The organism is Bacillus sp. GW823-FHT06B01 (assembly GCF_058952315.1).
Map to the genome: position 1 here is coordinate 1 of NZ_JBXAHR010000009.1, position 20,319 is coordinate 20,319.

Sequence of the window (20,319 nt, forward strand, 5' to 3'; positions counted from 1 at the left end):
TCCGCAGGTAGGACTCGAACCTACGACCGATCGGTTAACAGCCGATAGCTCTACCACTGAGCTACTGCGGAATAATAAAGACAATTTGTATCTTATAAAATTTCTTATCGTAAGTCAAGATGTTTTTCTCAACATCTTGTACAAACGTGACATGTTTATAATATACTGGATTGCGTTTTCACTGTCAAGATGTTTTCTTTATCAGGCTCAGTTTCCCTTTACACTTTCCGCAGACATATCTTTTTGTATTTATTTGACGTCTTCTTACATATTGAAGCAAACAGCCCATACATTCATACGTATAAACCTTTTTTTCCTTCTCTTCATTAATTATTCGTTTACAGAAGCGTGGCGCATCAACTTCTTTTAACAATTCACGAAAATCTCTATCCCGGTGCTTATAGCCCCTTCCTGTAATATGTAAGTGATAATGACAAAGCTCATGTTTAATGATTCCGACTAACTCTTCTTTCCCATACATTTCGTAATATCGATAATTCAGTTCAATATTGTGTGTATTCAATAGATAACGTCCACCAGTTGTACGCAACCTACTATTGAACATAGCTCTATGTAAAAATGGCATTCCGAAGTATTGTAGTGATACTTCTTCCACCAGACGCTGTATTTCTTGCTCATCCACTCTCATTCCTCCTAAACTAAAAAATATTTTTACACTTTTCTCCTCCCTTATACATATATTAAATAGTACATATACCCATCCTCATTCAAGAAGCGTGGTTTCTAAAAATATAGCATGAATAGAAATCCACTCACCAACCTCTCATCAATAGTACCTTACATTTTTGAGAGTAGGATTAAACAAGGAGGGATTCCTATGCCTACGTGGCTAAAAAAACAAATGCAACGCGCATATTTTGAAAAAAACCGGTATCAAATTAAATTACTAAATGAATGCTGGTTTTATTATAGCAAAATACATCAAAGCTCATAATCCATTACACGTTTTATCCCATAAAAAAAGAGCAGTTTCATCTGCTCTCTCCTCTTACTATTCAATCGGCAACATGGATAGTGCAACGCGACCTTTTTTCGTATCAATATCATCTACCCATACCTTGACGATTTGTCCGACAGATACAATATCTAACGGATGCTTCACATACTGTTTGCTTAGTTTAGAAATATGTACTAAACCATCTTGTTTTACACCTACATCAACAAAAGCACCAAAATCAACAACGTTACGAACTGTTCCTTCCAGTTCCATACCACGTTTTAAATCTTCTAATTTCAAAATCCCTTTTTTCAGAAGCGGTTTAGGCAACTCATCCCTCATGTCTCGCTCTGGACTAATGAGCGCATCTATAATATCAACTAATGTCGGCTCCCCAACTCCCGTTTCTTGCGATAACTTAGAAATCTCCACTTCTTCTAAGCTCTTTTGTAATTGCAATTGCCCTACGTCATCTTTTGATAACCCTAGACTCTTCAATAACAATTCAACATTTTTATATTGTTCTGGATGAATACCCGTTCGATCTAACGGATTTGCCCCTTCTAATATACGTAAGAAACCTATGCATTGTTCATATGTCTTCGCACCTAGACGCGGTATTTTCTTTAAGTCTGTTCGTTTTGTAAATTTCCCTTCTTCTTCACGCTTTGCCACAATATTTTTCGCAACAGTTTTCGATAAACCCGAAACATATTGCAATAACGCAACTGAAGCTGTATTTACATTCACACCGACTTGGTTAACTGCCGTCTCTACTACAAATGTTAATGATTCATTCAGCCTCTTTTGAGATACATCATGTTGGTATTGTCCAACCCCAACTGATTTCGGATCAATCTTCACAAGTTCAGCAAGTGGATCTTGCAGACGTCTCCCAATAGAAACAGCACTTCTTTCTTCAACCTGTAAATTTGGAAATTCCTCACGAGCTAAATCGGAGGCCGAATACACACTCGCACCAGCTTCGTTCACAATAATATAGAAGACTTCTCGTTTCACATTTTGTAATACATCAACTATAAATTCTTCCGATTCTCTAGAAGCTGTACCATTCCCAATCGCAATCATTTCAACTTGATATTTATCTATAATAGAAAGAACTTTCGTTTTTGCATCTTCATATTTACGAACAGGTGGATGCGGATAAATAACATCAATATATAGAACCTTCCCAGTATCATCTACAACAGCTAATTTACAACCCGTTCTATATGCAGGATCTAAAGCTAACACAACCTTTCCTTTCATTGGAGGTTGTAATAACAAATTACGTAAGTTCTCAGAAAAAATATGTATCGCTTGTTCCTCAGCTGTTTCTGTTAATTCTTTTCGAATCTCTCTTTCAATGGAGGATTGAATTAATCGTTTATAACCATCCTCAATTGCTAACTTTACATAATGTACACTTTTAGAATCGTTATCACGAATTACTCTCTTATATAAGAAAGTTACTATCTCATCTACTGGTGGAACAACAGAAACTCTCAATATATCTTCTTTCTCACCGCGATTCATCGCTAATACACGATGCGGCACTACTTTCTGCAACGGTTCTTCATAACTGTAATACATTTCATATATATTCTTTTCATCTTTCTCTTCATCTTTTACGGACGAAGACATAACACCTTTTCTAAAAGTAACATTCCGAATCCAACTACGATAAGCTGCTTCATCTGAAACGATTTCTGCAATAATGTCTTGGGCACCTTGTAATGCTTCTTCTGCAGATTGCACTTCTTTCTCTGCGTTAATAAACTCCACTGCCTTCTGATTTGGATCTTCTTTCTTATATAACAATAACCATTCAGCTAACGGCTCTAGTCCTTTTTCTTTTGCAATCGTTGCTTTCGTTCTTCTTTTCTCTTTATATGGACGATATAAATCTTCTACTTCTTGCAACTTTACAGCTTTAACAATTTGCTGACGTAACTCTCCTGTCAGTTTCCCCTTCTCATCAATAAGACGAAGAACCTCTTCTTTCCTATCTTCAAGCTGCATCATATATTGCCATCTCTCTAAAATTGTACGAATTTGCACTTCATCTAAAGAGCCTGTCCATTCTTTTCGGTAACGAGCAATAAATGGAACTGTGTTACCTTCTTCTGTTAATTGAATAACATGACGAACTTGCTTTTCGGTAAAGCCTAATTCCTTCACTAACATTTTCATTAACGCTTGTCGATTATCTACCATTTCCATATACAACCGTAACCTCCTCTATAATAAAAAAAAGTTGCCCTGTAAAGAGAGCAACTTAAACTGCCGATTTAAAAATCTATTAGTCCTAAACTAATTTGTAGCGCTTCATCTACACGAATCATCATCACTTCATCTAAGTGAGTGATTTTGTCCGTTAAGCGCTGCTTATCGATTGTTCGAATCTGCTCAAGTAAAATAACAGAATCTCTCTCAAAACCGTACTTTTTCGCATCAATTTCCACATGAGTGGGTAATTTAGCTTTTTGAATCTGTGCAGTAATAGCCGCTACAATCACCGTTGGACTAAAACGATTTCCGATGTCATTTTGAATGACAAGAACCGGACGAACGCCTCCTTGCTCAGAACCAACAACTGGGGAAAGGTCTGCAAAATACACGTCGCCGCGTTTTACAATCAAAATATTACCCCCCGCTAACTAAGCGTTCTACTGTATGAGCTGCTTCATACTCTGCTAAGAAAGCTTCCGATGCAATACCAAGATTAATTTTTCCCATTTCAATGTACCCACGTCGCATTGATTCATGTTGGTAGCGTTTCTTCGTCTTATGTTGACGCAATAACAGTTGTGTTGCCTGGCAAATTAGTTCATGGCGATTCTTATTCTCTTGTTTTCCAATTCCGTCCAATTCCGTTACCATTTGCTTTGGCAACCGAACCACGATTTCAGTAGTTACACTTGATTCGGACACAAAAATACACCTCCACCGTCAACTACACACCCAAATATATATATGACACCTATTGTAATAATACCATTGTATGGAGCCTGTTGCAAAGACTTCCTTATTCCTTGCTTATGTTTTCCAATTCACAAACAAAACATTCATATTCTTTTATTTTTATCTTATTACAAACAAGAAACGAAAGAGTTTCCCAGCAAAATTCACGTTAAATTATGTTAAAAGTAATGATAAGTAAAAAGCTTCTCATCAAAAATGAGCTTATTCTTAACCAATGAACAGTCCTCTCAAATGACAAGAAGCAAACCATACTACCTTCTATATATTGTTCAAATAATTGATTACTTCTACAACCTTGCCGTGCCGTATGAATATTCTCGGCACACGGAAGCTTATCGTTGCAATAATTTCATAATTAATAGTCCCAGAATATTCAGCAACTTCAGTAGCACTAATATACTCATCACCTTGTTTTCCAATGAGTGTAACTTTCGTACCAAGCGGCACTTCACAAGGAAGGTGTATCATGAATTGATCCATTGTTACTCGACCTACAATCGGTACCCTTTTACCATTTATAAGCACTTCGAACCCTTGTAATCTTCTAAGCCACCCATCTGCATATCCAATCGCAACAGTTGCAATCCATTCTTCCGTTTTCGTTCGGTAAGTGACGTTATAACTAATCCCATCCCCTTTAATCACCTGTTTAATATGAGCAACTTTCGTATGCAGTGATAGCGCTGGTTCTAATTTAAACGGTAAAAAAGGGCGTATTTCTACAGACGGAGATAACCCATACATCGCAATGCCAATTCGTACTGCATTAAATGTAATCCCTTGAAAACGTAGCGTTGCAGCACTATTAGCTGTATGGACAAACTTAGGATCCACTCCGAACTCTTTCAACCAACTTAACTGCTGCAAAAATGTGTTATATTGCTTATCAAAGTAAGAAGTCTCCACCTCATCCGCTGTTGCAAAATGTGTATAAACTCCTTCTAATTCTAAAAATGGCGCACCTTCTAAACTCTTTAAAAATGCTTTTAATTCTTTTCGTTCGCGTATTCCAATTCTCCCCATACCACTATCGAAATTAATATGGTATTTCATTGTAGATGAACCATCCCAAAGTTTGATCGCTTCATCCACCCATTCTTTTTGAAAAACAGTTAACGCTACATCATTTTCAGCAGCTACATTGACATCACGAGGCGGGGAAGGACCTAACACTAAAATCGGCACAGTAATACCAGCCCTTCGAAGCACTAGAGCTTCATCTAAAAAGGCAACCGCTAACCTTGTCGCCCCTGCTTCTAATGCCGTTTTAGCTACCGGTACATAATCGTGTCCATATGCATTCGCCTTGACTACAGCAAAAATCTCTACATCACTTGGAATGAAATCTTTAATGTGTGTAATATTGTTATAGATCGCATCTAAATCCACTTCCACCCAAGTGTCACGGTAAAATGGTGCTTCTTCCATAAATACACTTCCTTATACACGATATGCGAAGCTTATTCTTTTATATGCTTCTTTTATGAAATCCACCCTTCAAACTAAGAAAAGACGTGGTGCACATATATCACCACGTCTAAGAAGTTTACTTCACTTGCTTCTCTGTAACTGAACGAGCAACCATTAATAGCTCCTTCGGCTCTAAACCTTTAGACACGAGCATATATTCTACTCCGTTATGCGACCACGTTAAAGAATCTTTCGTCAATGCCCCAATTGTAAAGCCAAGATCAACCAATTCTCCGCTCACACTTATCGCTGACGAAGCCTCTGCAACTTTTGCCTTTTCTTGTATCAAAGTAAAGGATTTCTTACTTCCAGTGTATGTGAGTATCGCACGCTTGCCACTGTCTGTCTTCAACTCTTTTTCATCTTTCAAAACCATACCTTGCGGCGTATCACGCGGATACAAAATAGCAAATGGTTTGTCTTCTTTCGCTGTTGTTTGAACATCTACTTGCGCTCTAGACATATTTTGTTTCGTATCAAATGCACCTTTATCAAATTTCGCATCAAATTTCACTTTTGAGAAATCTACTTTCACAAGAACATTTTGATCATTATCCATTAACTTCACCGAAACTGGTGTTAAATCACTTTTCTTCAATGTAATCTCTTGTTTCGGCAACATGTTTTGATGTTGATAGTTTGTTTTTGTTTTAAAAATATAATACTTATCTGTTTTTTCAAAAGTAAGGTTTTTCTTATCCTGCAAAATATCTCTCACAAGGGATTCATATAAATAAGCCTGGCTACTATTTTGCGGCCAATCACTTTGGAAACGAAAACTCTTATTAAGTGCTGGCGTTAATACAAATACCCCTTCTTCATTTCTTAAAATAATTTGGCTTTGATCTTTTTTCGCATTCTGCAAATTCACACGATAAAAAGAAGGTTCCTTATGCCATATTTCTACCTTGTACTCCTGAGGCTCATTCCCTGTTTTAATAGATAATTTTGCTTCAGCTTGATAACTTTTCATCCCTTTTACTTTCGCCTCTAAATCTCTCACAACATCATCTTGTTTCTTTTCCATACAACCCGCCAACACAAAAACGGTTAATAAACCGACAAGAACTAAAAACAGACGCCTTTTCATCACTTCAGCCCCTTTGCCCCTATAAATGAATGGAAGATGTACCTTCCTTATCGCTACATCAAATATATGAGACAAAGATATAAAATATGCAGACTAGCGTGACGAGCTTTCTAAAACAACTTGAGCAACAGCAAATTCCTTACTATGACTAATTGATAAATGAACAATATGCTCTGTACTTGTAACGAGAATTGGCTTACCTCTATCATCATTCCTTACTTCAATATCTAAAAAACTTACTTCTTTTCCAATACCAGTTCCTACCGCTTTTGAATACGCCTCTTTCGCTGCAAATCTTCCAGCTACAAACTCTGTAAGGCGACTTCCCTTCAGCTCCTTAGCAACATTACGTTCACTTTCAGTTAAAATACGCTCCATAAATTTAAGTTTTCCATCTAGCATTTTTTCAATTCGATTCAATTCAATAATATCGATTCCAATCCCTACAATCATTTCAAAATCCCCTTCTTCTATTTAGCTTTCTTTTTTCATATTGTAAGAATAACAGAGAATCTTTCTGATGCAAAAGGAGTGATACTCACAACATGCTAATACCTTCTGCCCGCATTTCCTTACAACCAATCGTCATCGCTTTACTTCTCATACAATTAGTCATGATTATGTTAGGCGACTTTCTTCTCTTTCCCATGGCATCCTACAATGAATATATCGGTAAAGGAGAATGGTGGCGTCTCATAACTTCCTTACTTGTACATGTAGACTTACAACATTTCCTTTCTAATAGTATTTGTTTATTTGTGCTTGGCTCTTCTATTGAAAAACAACTAGGGCACTTTTCTTTCATCATTATTTTTTTCCTTTCTGGAATTCTTGGAAATATTTCTTCTTATCTCATTATGCCTCTTGAATATATTCATGCCGGGGCATCTGGTGGTATTTTCGGATTGCTAGGTGCACAATTATTTCTATTGTATAGTCGATATCGTTCTTCCAATCCAAGAGACATTGCTATTTTTTCAATCATGATATGTATATTACTACTATTCACTTTCTTCAATCCCTCCGCTAACCCTATAAGCCATTTAACAGGATTGATTATTGGTGGTATTTGCACTCCTTTATTAACAAAAAAATTCGATGGTGCAGAGCTTATTTAATATAAAAGCTCGCACCATCGACAATTTCTACATCTGTTTGTTTACTTAAATCTCTCATTAGTTGAAATAAAGACTCATCCTTCTTCTTCGCTTCAATCATACAATCAATTTGCGGAACACTTCCCTTTATCTTTTTTAAAAAAGATAAAAAAGTATCTACATCAATAAAGTCCGCATGCGCTCTCGGGTCTTTTCCCTCTCTAGGACTAGAAATGTGCATTTTCACTGGTAACAAAGACGATTCCCACGTATGTACAACACGCGCCCAATCTTCATGCCAATCTTCTCGATCATTATTCATCATATGGTGATGCAAATCAAACACGACTGGAATATCTAATTTTTCACCTAAATACAATGTTTCTTCTAAAGAAAAGGTCGTATCATCATTTTCTAATATGACCATCTCTTGGATACTTCTTGGAACACTTGACCAATTTTCTATAAAGCGTTCTAATGCGAGTTCCTTATCTTTATAACCTCCACCCACATGTAATACGCATCGTTGCTTATGTTCAATCCCCATACCTTTTAATAATTTTTTATGCATCTGCAATGTCTTTACAGATTGTTTAAAAATATTCTCTTCAGGTGAATTCAGCACAACGAAATGATCTGGATGAAAATCAATACGCATATTCATTCGAATAGCGTAATCACCTAGTACTTTTAAATTTTCTTTTAAGGGGCGAATATAGTTCCACTCTAACAACTCCTCATGATTCGCTAAAGGAACAAGCTTGGAACTAAGCCGAAAGAAAGATATATCATGCCCTTTATTATGCTTTAATAACCGTAAACAATTTTCTAAATTCGAATTAGCAATTCTTTCGAGTTTACGAATTGCAGCCTCTCGATCACCAATTCGTTGAAACTGCGCATATGTCATCGTTTGAGATGGAGATGCATTCTTTAAATGTACACTCATCGCAACATATCCAAGTCTTACAAGCATGTAGCACCTCTTTTCTACACAAGTTATTATGTAGTATGTACAATTACAGAAATAAAAAAAGAGAATGCCAGCAAAGGGCATTCTCTTTTTTATTAAGCTTGTGGACGGCTATGATGTTTTCTTTCGCCACGTCCATTTGAAGATCCAGGGCGACCTTGACCTTCACCTTTACGACCACGGCTACCACCATCACGATTGCGATCACGGTTACGGCCATCGCCACCACGGCTACCACCATCACGATTGCGATCACGGTTACGACCATCGCCACCGCCGCGTCCGTCACGACTACGATTACGGTTACCATCACGGTATCCGCCTCCGTTACCGCCGCGTTTTTTAGAACCGCCACCTCTTGAAACAACTGGTGGTTCTGACGTTAAAGCGATTGGAGTTGTATCTGGCTCTTTTGTCATCATTTTTAAAGCAGCAGCTACTACTGTTACAGAATCATTCTCTTCTAACATTTCTTCTGCAATACGCTTGTAGTATGATAAATTATCATTTTCAATTGTGCTTTGAAGTTTTTCAGCGATTAAACGTTGTTGACCTTCTAATGCCTCGTCTAGTGTCGGTGCTTCCATACGATCAACTTTACGTTTTGTAGTGCGCTCGATATTTTTTAATTGTCCTGATTCACGTGGTGTTACAAATAACATTGCAATACCTTTTTTACCTGCACGGCCAGTACGACCGATACGGTGAACGTATGATTCTGGATCTTGTGGGATATCGAAGTTATATACATGTGTTACGCCTGAAATATCAAGACCACGTGCAGCAACGTCTGTTGCAACAAGAACTTCAATAGCACCTTCTTTAAATTTACGTAATACAGACATACGCTTCGCTTGTGTTAAGTCACCGTGAATACCTTCTGCTGCATAACCACGTAAGTTTAATGCTTCTGATAATTCATCAACACGACGCTTTGTACGACCGAATACGATTGCAAGCTCTGGAGATTGAATATCTAATAAGCGTGTTAACACGTCAAACTTTTTCTTTTCTTGCACTTCTAAATAGAACTGCTGAATGTTTGGCATTGTTACTTCTTTTGCTTTTACTTTAATGTGTTGAGGCTCAGTCATGAAACGCTCAGCAATGCGACGGATTGGATCTGGCATTGTCGCTGAGAATAATAATGTTTGATGTGTATCTGGCACATCTGTTAAAATCGCTTCAATATCTTCAATGAAGCCCATGTTTAACATTTCATCCGCTTCGTCAAGAACAACTGTCTCTACGTTTTGTAAGCGAAGTGTTTTACGGTTAATATGATCTAAAATACGACCCGGCGTACCAACAATAATGTGTGGGTGTTTTTTTAGAGCACGAATTTGGCGGTTAATATCTTGACCACCATAGATTGGTAAAATACGAACGCGTTTATGTTTACCAATTTTGTACAGCTCTTCTCCAACTTGAATTGCTAATTCACGCGTTGGCGCGATAACAATACCTTGAACTGCTTCTTTATTTGTATCCACTTTATCTAATAGTGGTAATCCGAATGCTGCTGTTTTCCCTGTACCTGTTTGCGCTTGCCCAATAATATCCTTACCTTGCAATGCATGTGGAATTGTTTCAGCTTGAATCGGCGTAGCCTCTTCAAAGCCCATACTTTCAACAGATTGTAGTAAAGACTCACTTAATCCTAATTCTCGAAATGTTGTCAATGTTACTTCTCCTTTTCTATCCTATACTTATCATTTAAAAAAAGGCGTTTTCCGAATTTGCGGAAAAGCCCTTTTCCTGAATGCTCACGTATATAAACGGGCGTATATTCTTCGCGAAAATACTTCTAAACGTTATTACACTTTATCAATTATAAGTTTTGTATGTGCAAAAAGCAAACCCAACTGTTACCTTATTTTCATATTCAGAGTTTTTTTCTTCACTTTTATTTTTTTATATTTACTGTAAGCGCTTATTATAAGTTTCTTCTATTTTCGCATCTATCATCCCTATTTATATACACCAATTATTTCAACATCGTAATTACTTCTTCCAATTTCATGCCGCGAGATGCTTTTATTAATACAACATCTTTCACATCAACTACTGCTTGTAACTCTTTTACTAGCTCCTCTTTATTATCATACGCTTTTACACGCTCAATAGGGAAATTAATTTTCGCTCCTTCAGCAATTTGAGCCCCTAATTTACCATATGTGAACACATATGCAATTTTTGCTGGATCGATTAATTTACCGACTTCATAATGAAACTGTACTTCTTGATTTCCAAGCTCTAACATATCACCGAGTACAACGATCTTCTTAGCAAATCCATCTAAACCGTTCATTAAGTGGAATGCTGCTTCCATAGCTGTCGGACTTGCATTATAAGCATCATTGATAATTGTTAAACCACTATTTGTTTTTACAATTTCCATACGCATGCCTGTCATTTGAAGTGTTACTAAACCTTCTTTCATCTCTTCCCACGTTACACCAAAATATTTCGCAATTGCCATTGAAGCAAGCGTATTGTACACATTATGTTTTCCTAATACTGGTAAGTAGAATGAAATATTCTCTTCTCTATTCATTTTAAAATGTGTCCCAGTCGCCTGTAATGTTACAGTCGTTGGATAGTAATCATTTGCTCTAGCATCACCAAAAGTAACTGTTTCAGCTATTAAATTCATTTCAGGAACACGATTTGTTAATAATGGCTCATCTCCGTTATATACGAACACTCCACCTTCTTGTAATCCTGTCACAATTTCTAATTTCGCTTCAGCAATTGCCTCACGAGAGCCTAGGTCCATTAAATGTGCCTCACCAATGTTCGTAATGATAGCTGCATTTGGACGAGCTAACTTAGATAAGAATTCAATTTCCCCTCGGCTGGACATACCCATTTCTAATACAGCTACTTCTGTATTTTCTTCTAAGTTTAAAATAGTAAGAGGTAACCCAATATGGTTATTAAAGTTGCCTTCTGTTTTTTGAACTTTGAATTTAGTTGCAAGAAGACTTGTTACAATATCTTTTGTAGATGTTTTACCGTTACTCCCTGTCACACCAATAACTTTCACATCCAATTGATTGCGATAGTTTTTCGCTAACATTTGTAATGCTGATAACGTGTCTTCCACAAAAATAACAGGAAGATTCTCAGGTGGATTTGCTACATCCTTCATCCATAATGTCGCCACAGCTCCATTTTCAACGGCTTTATCTACAAAAGCATGTCCATCGAAACGTTCACCTTGAATCGGAACATATAAGTTTCCATTTTCAATTTTTCTCGTATCAATAGACACTCCTTGTATAGTAATTCCCTCATATTGCTCTGCTAATCCCGTACCATTTACCATCTGTTCTACTTGTTTTAACATTCGATTTATCATGAGAACACTCCTTACATAGAGGAAGCACTATTCCTGCGAATAGTGCTTCCTCCTTTTTTGTTAGATTGTATATTTAATTTTTTGTTTTTCTTCGTGACGGTCAATCGCTAAACGAATTAGCTCTTCAATTAATTCCGGATATGGTAATCCAGTATGTTGCCATAGTAGAGGGAACATACTAAACGGCGTAAACCCTGGCATCGTATTCACTTCGTTAATATATACTTCTCCGTCTTTCGTTAAGAAGAAATCAGCTCTTGTTAAGCCAGCACTATCTAACGATTGGAATGCAATAATCGCATCTCGCTTAATGACATTAGACTCTTCTTCTGTCATTTCAGCCGGAATAATTAATGCTGTATCGCCATCGATATATTTCGACTTATAATCATAGAAGTCCTTTTTCGGTACGATTTCACCTACAACTGAACATTTCGGTTCATCATTACCTAATACACCAACTTCTACTTCACGTCCAACAATATTTTCTTCTACAATAATTTTGCGGTCAAATTGGAATGCCTCTTCAAATGCATTCTCAAGCTCTTCACGATTTTTACACTTATTAATACCAACACTTGAACCAAGGTTTGCTGGTTTTACGAAGCAAGGATATCCTAAAACTTCTTCTACTTTTTCATATGCTGTTTCACAATCTTTTTCCCATGCACTACGAATAAACGATGCATACTTCGCTTGTTTCAATCCAGCTTCTGCAAAGATGTTTTTCATAACAACTTTATCCATACCAGCAGCAGATGCTAGAACACCATTTCCTACATAAGGAATGTTCATTAATTCTAATAATCCTTGAACCGTTCCATCTTCACCATTTGGTCCATGTAATAATGGGAAAATAACGTCGATAGCATTTTCCTCAGAAGCTGCAGATGGAATGATTTCTGTGCTTAATGATAACGGAGAAATCGCATTTTCTGCACCGCTCATTTTTAGAACTTCAACATCTGTTACTTCACCTTCAATACGCTCACCGCGCACCCATTGACCTTGTTCTGTAATATAAATTGGATGAATCTCGAATTTATCTTGATTTAACGCTTTAATAGCAGCAAGAGCCGTTTGTAGCGAAACTTGATGCTCAGCTGATTTTCCACCATATAATAAACCTAATTTAATTTTTGTCACTGAAATCACCCTAACCAATTGTTTTCATTTTTCTATTTTAGCACTTTTTATAAAAATAGGTAGTTCCTATTTGAAATAAAATGTAACTTCCACAAATAATTAAATGACACCACTTATTGGTTTTCTATACTTTTTCTACTTAACTTTCTTCATAAATATACAAAATTAAATTCTAAAATACAGTGAAACTTTAATTAACGAGGGGCCATCCCCACTAATTATCAGCCTGCACCAATCAGGCAGTTATCTCTAGCCGAATTTTAAGGTGGAAGTCTTACTGCCCACAAATAGCGGGATAAAATTGTAATCCAATCTAGTTATGTACCTAAAATATGTAGAAATCCCCTTTTTGTGTATGTCATCTACTCATTAAGAAGATTGTTTCGTCAGTGTGCCTTTTTGCCTTTGCTCAACGAGACGATCTAAAGAAACATATACAATACCTGCAACTACACATCCTACAGCTAAAATTGTAAATAGAAAGTGGCCAAGTAATCGATCCAATAAAAAACCGCCAAGAAGTGGACCGAATGCGCCTCCTGTAATCCACTGCAAACTGGCAGCTCCCATATAAGTCCCTCTCAAGTGCTCAGGGGCCAAATTCGCTACAAACGTCATCTGTACAGGCGACATAATCATCTCACCTAACGTATATATGGCATAAACGAACAGCAACGTTATTAAAATAATCGTAGCATTTGCATCAAATTCTCCAAACCACTTCGGTAACCATCCTATAAAGAACAAACCAACTCCGAACAAACATGCACCATATAACATCGTCTTTCCGACAGGTTTATCTGTGGCCCATTTTGAAATTTGAAATTGGAACAACACAACTAATAGTCCATTTAAAGCCATTAAATATGGATATGGATTGTTAGTTCCCAAAATGCCTTTCATTTCATTATCAAAGTGCAGCGGCAACATGCCCTCTGTTTGAGAAAATCCCATCGAAATAATGATACCTGCTAACAAATAAATCATTAGTGCCTTATCTCTCATTACAATTTTCCAAACCGCCTCTGATTCCTTTTCTTTATTCTCTTCTTTAGTCGCACTCTTTGGCATTGTCTCTTGAATAAGAATGAATACAAGTAATGCATAAAATAACATCGTAGACGAGGCAATAATAAACACAAGGTTCTTCGACAACATAACTACTGAAGCACCCATTATCGGGCCAATTGCAGCACCTATATTGTGCCCCATTCGTAATAAACCATATGCTTCTGTTCTTTTTTCAGGCGCTGTTACATCCGCAACCATTGCTGATGCAGCGGGATGGAATAATGAATTACTGAGCCCTAAAAAAATAGATAAAATAGCATAAGGAATAAATCCTTCTATAAATAAAAAACCTAGCATGAACAAAGCATTACTCACCATTGAAAAAATCATTATTGGCTTTCTTCCATATATATCAGCAATCCTCCCACCAAGAAGAGAACCGAAACTTGCGGCAATCGGAGAAAGTGCCATAATAACCCCTACTTCCAATAACGAATCCACCTTATCTTTTAAATATAGGGCAAAAAAAGGCATCAACATCATCATTGCAATTCCATTTAACGTTTCGCCAATAAACCGAATCCATATGTTTCGGTCCATCTCCCTTAACTCACGCCACGTATTTTTCATACATTCCCCCCTCAGTTCCCCAACAATTATATTATATACAGAATCAGAAAAATGTAAATTTTCAGAACAAAAAATCCATCCTAACAGAATTAGAATGGATTTTTCAACTTATAAATTCGCTACATCTTCTTCGTCTTTACTATTATTTAAAGCACTATGTTTTCGGCTATATAAGAAGTAAACCGCAATACCGATAACCATCCATACCCCAAAACTAATCCAAGCAGTTCCGGATAACTGAAGCATTAAATATAAACAAAAAATCACCGTTAATGCTGGTAAAAATGGTACAAGCGGTGCCTTAAATGCTCTTGGTAAATCCGGATGAGTTCTTCTCATTACAATAACAGCAACAGCTACAAGTGCAAAGGCTGATAAAGTCCCCATATTTACAAGATGCGCTAACACATTTAAATCTATTAATCCTGAAATAAGTGCTGCAATAATTCCTGTTGTCCATGTATTTAAAAATGGTGTTTTAAATTTTGGATGGACTTTAGCAAGGCGCTTCGGCAATAATCCATCTCTGCTCATTGCATACGAAACACGTACTTGCCCATACATCATAACTAACATTACTGTTGTGATTCCTGTAATTGCTCCTACTGAAATTACTCCCGCTAAACTATCTTGTCCAATAAATTGAAGTGCAAAAGCAACTGGATCTGATATATTTAACTGTCCGTATGGAACAATTCCTGTCAAAATAAGTGAAACAACAATATAAAGAACCGTACAAATTAATAAAGATGCAATAATGCCAATTGGTAAATCACGTTGTGGACGTTTCACTTCTTCTGCTGCCGTTGAAACTGCATCAAACCCTATGAATGCAAAAAACACTGTAGCAGCTCCAGCCATTACACCATCTAAGCCAAACGGCATAAAAGGTGTCCAATTTTCAGGTTTTACATAATTAAAACCAGCAAAGATAAATATGAGAACCACCGCTAATTTAATAAACACCATAATGTTATTTATTCGTGCACTTTCACGAACACCTCTAGATAAAAGAACTGTCATTACTAAAATAATTAGAACCGCAGGCAAATCAATTATTCCACCCTTTCCTGTACCAGGGGCCGAGGAGAGAATGGTAGGAATATGGATCCCAAATCCCTTTAATAAAGATTGAAAATAAGCGGACCAACCGTTTGCTACAGCAGATGTAGCGAGTAAATACTCAAGCATTAAGTCCCATCCAATTAAAAATGCGAATACCTCTCCCATCGTCGCATATGTGTACGTATACACACTGCCTGAGACAGGAACTGAAGAAGCGAATTCAGCATAACAAAATGCAGCAAAGGCACAGGCTAACGCGGCTATCGCAAATGATAATATAATAGCTGGTCCAGAATGTTTTGCTGCTACCACGCCCGTTAGGACAAAAATACCTGTTCCAACAATTGCCCCGATTCCAAGCATAGTTAAATCCAATGCACCCAATGTTCTTGCTAACGTCTTTTGCTTACTCTCTTGCATTAGCTTTGCAATAGGCTTCTTTTGAAAAATTTGCTTCATAGCATGCCCCTCCAAGTTTTAAATTTTCTGAAAATTTTTAATTCGCTTTTTTATTTTACTCATTGCATTTTCCCCAGTCAATACTTTTGTCGAAATAAGTAGAAATCTTTCGGAACATACAATATCCTTATCGTTGTTTCTATATATCTTTCCGTATTTTTTTTTGGTATTATTATACATGTCGATTCCACAAAAGAGGCATGCTCACTTATTGAGCATGCCTCTTTTTACCTATTTCACAGTATGTGAACCTTCTTCAATCCAGCTATACATATATTTTTCATCTTCTGTTTCATGTGCTTGCTTTACAATACGAAGCGGACGGAACGTGTCTATCATAACAGCTAGTTCAAGTGTTTCTTTCTTCCCTATACTTCCCTCTGTTTTCCCAGGATGCGGCCCATGAGGAATTCCGCTCGGATGAAGTGTAATAGAACCTTCTTCCACACCTTTCCGGCTCATAAAATTTCCTTCTACATAGTACAGTACTTCATCACTATTCACGTTACTATGATAATATGGTGCCGGAATAGATTCTGGATGATAGTCGTATAAACGTGGTACGAAAGAACAAATAACGAAATTGTGACCTTCGAACGTTTGATGTACTGGAGGTGGCTGATGAATACGGCCTGTGATTGGCTCAAAGTCCTCTACATTAAAGACCCACGGATATAAATAGCCATCCCAACCAACAACATCTAACGGATGGTGCCCTAAAACATGTTTATGCATATACCCTCGCGACTTTGTCATTACGACAAACTCACCTTTTTGATCATACGTCTCTAATTTTTCAGGACCACGAATATCTCTCTCACAAAACGGACTATGCTCTAACAATTGTCCATATTCATTCCGATAGCGACGCGGCGTTGTGATTTGACTATTTGCCTCTACAACAAGAAACTTAGTCTCTCCTTCATCTGGAATAACACGATAAATCGTTCCAATTGGGATTGTTACATAATCACCTTTTCGATAGTGAATCGTTCCAAACATCGTTTCAATTTTCCCTGTTCCGTAATGAACAAATAACATTTCATCACCATCACCATTACGGTAGAAATAGTCCATTTTTTCTGTCGGAGCCACTACTCCAATTAATAAATCCTCATTCCCAAGCATAAAATTCCTTCCGCTTACTGCATCGCCAGTTTTTTTATTTTCTTTCGTGCGAAAATGACGATGAGCAAGAGCTACATCTTCTTCATACTGCAACTGACAAGAATGAGATAATGCCGCATGACCTACTTCCGTTGGCATATAATGATGGTACAAAATAGATTGCGTACCAGAAAAACCTTTTGTTCCCATTACCTGTTCGCGATAAAGCGACCCATCTTTTTTACGGAATTGTACATGTCGTTTATGAGGTAGCTCCCCCATGTGACGATAAAACATGCCCATCACCTGCTTCCATTTCTTTTTTGACCGTATTACGTAACGTACCTAAACCAGTAATCGTAAGTTCTACAACATCCCCATCTTGCAGCCACTCTTCCGTACCCAGTTCTAAAACACAACCTGTTCCTACTGTCCCAGAACCAATCACATCGCCTGGATATAACGTAACGTCTTCCGAAGCACGTTCAATCATTTCAGCAAATGTATAGTAAATATCTTGGAAGTTCCCCTTTGATAATAGCTTTCCATTTACATGAGCAGTCATCTCTAACTCATAACGGTCACCGTTACGATAAACATCCAATTCCTCTTTCGTAACAAGGTGCGCTCCTAATGAAGTTGCAAAATCTTTTCCTTTTGCTGGACCAAGTCCTACCTTCATTTCTGTTGCTTGTAAGTCCCTTGCACTCCAGTCGTTCATAATACAATAACCAAAAATGTATTCCTCTGCTTGCTCACGAGAAATATTTCTTCCTTCTTTCCCAATTACGCAAGCGATCTCTAACTCATAATCAAGCTTTTTAGATTTCTTCGGACCAATTACAAAATCATCCGGACCAATTACAGCACGATGGTTCGTAAAATAAAAAACCGGGATATCGTACCATTCAGGTACAACCTCTAGCCCTCTCCGGCCGCGGGCCGTTTTTACATGCTGTTCAAACGCGTAAAAATCCCGAATACTACTCGGATTAGGAATTGCCGCCGCTAATTGCACTTCCTCTAAGGAATATATACCCTTTTCTGGATTCTCCATATTACGCAATACTTCTACATACTCATCCGCTTTCTCTAAAAAGGCGAACATAGAAGAAGGTAATTTTCCATCACTAGCAATATTCATATCAATTACTTTGTCACCTTCAAGCCATCCAGCTCGCATTTCTTTCGAAGGAAGACGAAATGTAACAAATTTCATCATGATTCCTCCCTATGAAAATGAAATTTCCACCAGCAAAGAGACTTTTGCTGGTGGATACAAATCTTATAAGTTTCCTCGACGTTCCTGTTCTCTTTCAATTGATTCAAATAATGCTTTAAAGTTCCCTTCCCCAAATCCGCGAGAACCTTTACGTTGAATAATTTCAATAAATAAAGTTGGACGATCTACAATTGGTTTCGTAAAGATTTGTAGTAAGTATCCTTCCTCATCGCGATCTACTAAAATCTTTAATTCTTTTAACCTATCAATTTCTTCATCAATTTTCCCAACTCGCGCACTTAACTCATCATAATAAGTATCAGGTGTATCTAAAAACTCCACGCCATTTTCACGCAGCGCTTCCACTGTTTTAACGATATCGCTTGTTAATAAAGCAAGATGTTGTACACCTGCTCCATTATAGAATTCTAGATATTCTTGAATTTGCGATTTTCTCTTTCCATCTGCTGGCTCGTTAATAGGGAACTTAATACGACTTCCATTTGTCATAACTTTCGACATTAATGCTGAATACTCTGTACTAATATCGTCATCATCAAAATGAATCATTTGTTTAAAGCCCATAACATTCTCATAATAGCTAACCCATTCTTCCATTTTCTCAACATTACCAACTACGTGATCTACAGCAATTAAACCTGACTCTTCAAATGGAATATTAAACTCCACTTGTTGGAATCCTGGCATAAATGTTCCTTTATAATTTTTACGCTCTACAAGCGTGTGAATTGTATCACCATACGTACCAATAACTGCTTTTTTCAGTGTACCGTTCTCGTCTGTTAATTCCACAGGTGGAGCAATTGCAACGGCACCACGTTTCACAGCTTCCGAATATGCTTTTTCAACATCGTCAACAAGTAAAGCAACATCTTTTACACCATCACCATGTGTCTTTACAAATTCTGCGATACGATTATCACTACTTAAAGCTCCAGACACAACAAAACGCATATTTTTTTGCACAAGAACATAAGATACCTTTTCACGGTTACCAGTTTCTAATCCAGAGTAAGCCACAATTTTGAACCCGAATGCTCTCGCAAGGTAATAACTTGATTGCTTTGCATTTCCTACGTAAAATTCCAAATGATCTACATCACGTACCGGAAAAAAGTCCTCCATTTGTGCAGCTAGCGTATCCATAGATTTTTGTTTCATAAAATCCTCATCCCCCTGTAAATAGATTAAATGGTTCATACTTAAAACCAATCGAAAACGCTTCCAACATTAATTAATAGAAATTAGTTAGCAAGCTAACAAATTCTGACCTTTAAAATTTTCTATCTTTTCTGTCAAATTCCTCTTTTTTTCTTACATATAAAATTCGACTTTTTTCTCTTTACATGACGGAGGGAATATTCATACTTGAAGGTATATAGGAGAGGAGAGGAAAACAAAAAAGACCCCAACATATTAACTACTTACTAATATGCTAGAGTCTTTATTTTTTTTGAATGATTGTATTTATATGTCTCATACTAATACATTTGCAAGGAATAAAATAAATGATGTTAATACTACCGCTCCACCTAATGATCCTAATAAATCTGTTTTTGTTACTTGTAACACTTGTTCACTGTTCATATTCCTCATTCTCCTTTCATTTTGTATGATTTAAAACTTCTATTATACTAATACACTTGATAGAAATACGATTAATGCTGTTAATACTACTGCTCCACTTGCTGATCCTACGAAGTCACCTTTTGTTACTTGTT

The 20,319-nt window shown here is 37.0% G+C and carries 20 protein-coding genes and 1 tRNA gene; 2 read left to right on the top strand and 19 right to left on the bottom strand.

The window, feature by feature from the left end; all coding sequences use genetic code 11:
- Together AC1Q8N_RS26855 and AC1Q8N_RS26860 are read right to left on the bottom strand one after the other, a co-directional pair.
- Positions 1-71 (bottom strand) — tRNA-Asn (locus AC1Q8N_RS26855).
- A 113-nt stretch (positions 72-184) separates the two neighbouring features.
- Entirely contained in the window at positions 185-643 is a 459-nt protein-coding gene (locus tag AC1Q8N_RS26860; RefSeq protein ID WP_048542876.1) for a SprT family protein, read from the bottom strand.
- 195 nt (positions 644-838) lie between these two features.
- On the opposite strand from AC1Q8N_RS26860, the gene cmpA reads away from it, so the two are divergent.
- Complete coding sequence (gene cmpA / locus AC1Q8N_RS26865; protein WP_001143642.1) at positions 839-955, top strand: cortex morphogenetic protein CmpA; 117 nt, start codon at positions 839-841, stop codon at positions 953-955.
- 57 nt (positions 956-1,012) lie between these two features.
- Here the strand turns inward: cmpA and AC1Q8N_RS26870 are convergent, their stop codons facing one another.
- From AC1Q8N_RS26870 to acpS, 6 genes are all read right to left on the bottom strand, one after another.
- Entirely contained in the window at positions 1,013-3,181 is a 2,169-nt protein-coding gene (locus tag AC1Q8N_RS26870; RefSeq protein WP_048542878.1) for a Tex family protein, read from the bottom strand.
- Between the two features lie 68 nt (positions 3,182-3,249).
- Positions 3,250-3,600, bottom strand: a complete 351-nt coding sequence (ndoA, locus tag AC1Q8N_RS26875; RefSeq protein WP_000635963.1) for a type II toxin-antitoxin system endoribonuclease NdoA — start codon at positions 3,598-3,600, stop codon at positions 3,250-3,252.
- A gap of 4 nt (positions 3,601-3,604) precedes the next feature.
- Positions 3,605-3,892: an antitoxin EndoAI gene (locus AC1Q8N_RS26880; protein WP_000004570.1), complete on the bottom strand. Its 288-nt coding sequence runs from the start codon at positions 3,890-3,892 to the stop codon at positions 3,605-3,607.
- Positions 3,893-4,201: 309 nt separating this feature from the next.
- Positions 4,202-5,371 carry an alanine racemase gene (gene alr / locus AC1Q8N_RS26885; protein WP_088061745.1) on the bottom strand — a complete coding sequence of 390 codons (1,170 nt, stop codon included), beginning with the start codon at positions 5,369-5,371 and terminating at the stop codon, positions 4,202-4,204.
- 118 nt (positions 5,372-5,489) lie between these two features.
- Positions 5,490-6,503 carry a LolA family protein gene (locus AC1Q8N_RS26890; protein ID WP_000829111.1) on the bottom strand — a complete coding sequence of 338 codons (1,014 nt, stop codon included), beginning with the start codon at positions 6,501-6,503 and terminating at the stop codon, positions 5,490-5,492.
- Positions 6,504-6,596: 93 nt separating this feature from the next.
- Positions 6,597-6,956, bottom strand: a complete 360-nt coding sequence (acpS, locus tag AC1Q8N_RS26895) for a holo-ACP synthase (RefSeq protein ID WP_000635044.1) — start codon at positions 6,954-6,956, stop codon at positions 6,597-6,599.
- A gap of 92 nt (positions 6,957-7,048) precedes the next feature.
- Here acpS and AC1Q8N_RS26900 point away from each other — a divergent pair, with 92 nt between their 5' ends.
- Entirely contained in the window at positions 7,049-7,621 is a 573-nt protein-coding gene (locus AC1Q8N_RS26900; RefSeq protein WP_098079204.1) for a rhomboid family intramembrane serine protease, read from the top strand.
- Here AC1Q8N_RS26900 and uvsE read toward each other — a convergent pair.
- From uvsE to AC1Q8N_RS26955, 11 genes are all read right to left on the bottom strand, one after another.
- Positions 7,614-8,576, bottom strand: a complete 963-nt coding sequence (gene uvsE / locus AC1Q8N_RS26905; protein ID WP_048542883.1) for a UV DNA damage repair endonuclease UvsE — start codon at positions 8,574-8,576, stop codon at positions 7,614-7,616. The two genes, AC1Q8N_RS26900 and uvsE, sit on opposite strands and share 8 nt — an antisense overlap.
- Before the next feature lie 92 nt (positions 8,577-8,668).
- Positions 8,669-10,255, bottom strand: coding sequence for a degradosome RNA helicase CshA (gene cshA / locus AC1Q8N_RS26910; RefSeq protein ID WP_000206596.1), 1,587 nt, complete (start codon positions 10,253-10,255; stop codon positions 8,669-8,671).
- Positions 10,256-10,560: 305 nt separating this feature from the next.
- Entirely contained in the window at positions 10,561-11,937 is a 1,377-nt protein-coding gene (gene murF / locus AC1Q8N_RS26915; protein ID WP_098079207.1) for a UDP-N-acetylmuramoyl-tripeptide--D-alanyl-D-alanine ligase, read from the bottom strand.
- A gap of 60 nt (positions 11,938-11,997) precedes the next feature.
- Positions 11,998-13,083 (bottom strand): D-alanine--D-alanine ligase, encoded by a 1,086-nt coding sequence (locus tag AC1Q8N_RS26920; RefSeq protein WP_098048829.1) that lies wholly within the window; start codon positions 13,081-13,083, stop codon positions 11,998-12,000.
- A 369-nt stretch (positions 13,084-13,452) separates the two neighbouring features.
- Positions 13,453-14,724 (bottom strand): MDR family MFS transporter, encoded by a 1,272-nt coding sequence (locus AC1Q8N_RS26925; protein ID WP_098079211.1) that lies wholly within the window; start codon positions 14,722-14,724, stop codon positions 13,453-13,455.
- Positions 14,725-14,832: 108 nt separating this feature from the next.
- Positions 14,833-16,248: a branched-chain amino acid transporter BcaP gene (gene bcaP / locus AC1Q8N_RS26930; RefSeq protein WP_098079214.1), complete on the bottom strand. Its 1,416-nt coding sequence runs from the start codon at positions 16,246-16,248 to the stop codon at positions 14,833-14,835.
- Between the two features lie 231 nt (positions 16,249-16,479).
- On the bottom strand, positions 16,480-17,652 hold the full coding sequence (locus tag AC1Q8N_RS26935) for a homogentisate 1,2-dioxygenase (RefSeq protein ID WP_048542891.1): 1,173 nt from the start codon (positions 17,650-17,652) through the stop codon (positions 16,480-16,482).
- The gene (locus tag AC1Q8N_RS26940) at positions 17,618-18,574 is read right to left on the bottom strand and encodes a fumarylacetoacetate hydrolase family protein (protein WP_098079216.1); all 957 of its coding nucleotides are present in this window, start codon (positions 18,572-18,574) and stop codon (positions 17,618-17,620) included. Before AC1Q8N_RS26940 ends, AC1Q8N_RS26935 begins: the two co-directional genes overlap by 35 nt.
- A 66-nt stretch (positions 18,575-18,640) precedes the next feature.
- Positions 18,641-19,759, bottom strand: coding sequence for a 4-hydroxyphenylpyruvate dioxygenase (hppD, locus tag AC1Q8N_RS26945; protein WP_098079219.1), 1,119 nt, complete (start codon positions 19,757-19,759; stop codon positions 18,641-18,643).
- A 315-nt stretch (positions 19,760-20,074) separates the two neighbouring features.
- Positions 20,075-20,185, bottom strand: a complete 111-nt coding sequence (locus AC1Q8N_RS26950) for a DUF3948 family protein (protein WP_001083700.1) — start codon at positions 20,183-20,185, stop codon at positions 20,075-20,077.
- 42 nt (positions 20,186-20,227) lie between these two features.
- Positions 20,228-20,319: DUF3948 family protein (locus AC1Q8N_RS26955; RefSeq protein ID WP_002163772.1), on the bottom strand; the 92-nt coding region annotated here is incomplete at its 5' end.

Excerpts from the sequence above, each read along its gene's own strand:
- uvsE (WP_048542883.1), bottom strand. The coding sequence starts at position 8,576 with ATGCTTGTAAGACTTGGATATGTTGCGATGAGTGTACATTTAAAGAAT.
- AC1Q8N_RS26925 (WP_098079211.1), bottom strand. The coding sequence starts at position 14,724 with ATGAAAAATACGTGGCGTGAGTTAAGGGAGATGGACCGAAACATATGG.
- acpS (WP_000635044.1), bottom strand. The coding sequence starts at position 6,956 with ATGATTGTAGGGATTGGAATCGATATTATTGAATTGAATCGAATTGAA.
- AC1Q8N_RS26870 (WP_048542878.1), bottom strand. The coding sequence starts at position 3,181 with ATGGAAATGGTAGATAATCGACAAGCGTTAATGAAAATGTTAGTGAAG.
- alr (WP_088061745.1), bottom strand. The coding sequence starts at position 5,371 with ATGGAAGAAGCACCATTTTACCGTGACACTTGGGTGGAAGTGGATTTA.
- AC1Q8N_RS26900 (WP_098079204.1), top strand. The coding sequence starts at position 7,049 with ATGCTAATACCTTCTGCCCGCATTTCCTTACAACCAATCGTCATCGCT.
- AC1Q8N_RS26950 (WP_001083700.1), bottom strand. The coding sequence starts at position 20,185 with ATGAACAGTGAACAAGTGTTACAAGTAACAAAAACAGATTTATTAGGA.
- bcaP (WP_098079214.1), bottom strand. The coding sequence starts at position 16,248 with ATGAAGCAAATTTTTCAAAAGAAGCCTATTGCAAAGCTAATGCAAGAG.
- hppD (WP_098079219.1), bottom strand. The coding sequence starts at position 19,759 with ATGAAACAAAAATCTATGGATACGCTAGCTGCACAAATGGAGGACTTT.
- AC1Q8N_RS26940 (WP_098079216.1), bottom strand. The coding sequence starts at position 18,574 with ATGAAATTTGTTACATTTCGTCTTCCTTCGAAAGAAATGCGAGCTGGA.
- AC1Q8N_RS26890 (WP_000829111.1), bottom strand. The coding sequence starts at position 6,503 with ATGAAAAGGCGTCTGTTTTTAGTTCTTGTCGGTTTATTAACCGTTTTT.
- AC1Q8N_RS26935 (WP_048542891.1), bottom strand. The coding sequence starts at position 17,652 with ATGTTTTATCGTCACATGGGGGAGCTACCTCATAAACGACATGTACAA.
- cmpA (WP_001143642.1), top strand. The coding sequence starts at position 839 with ATGCCTACGTGGCTAAAAAAACAAATGCAACGCGCATATTTTGAAAAA.
- murF (WP_098079207.1), bottom strand. The coding sequence starts at position 11,937 with ATGATAAATCGAATGTTAAAACAAGTAGAACAGATGGTAAATGGTACG.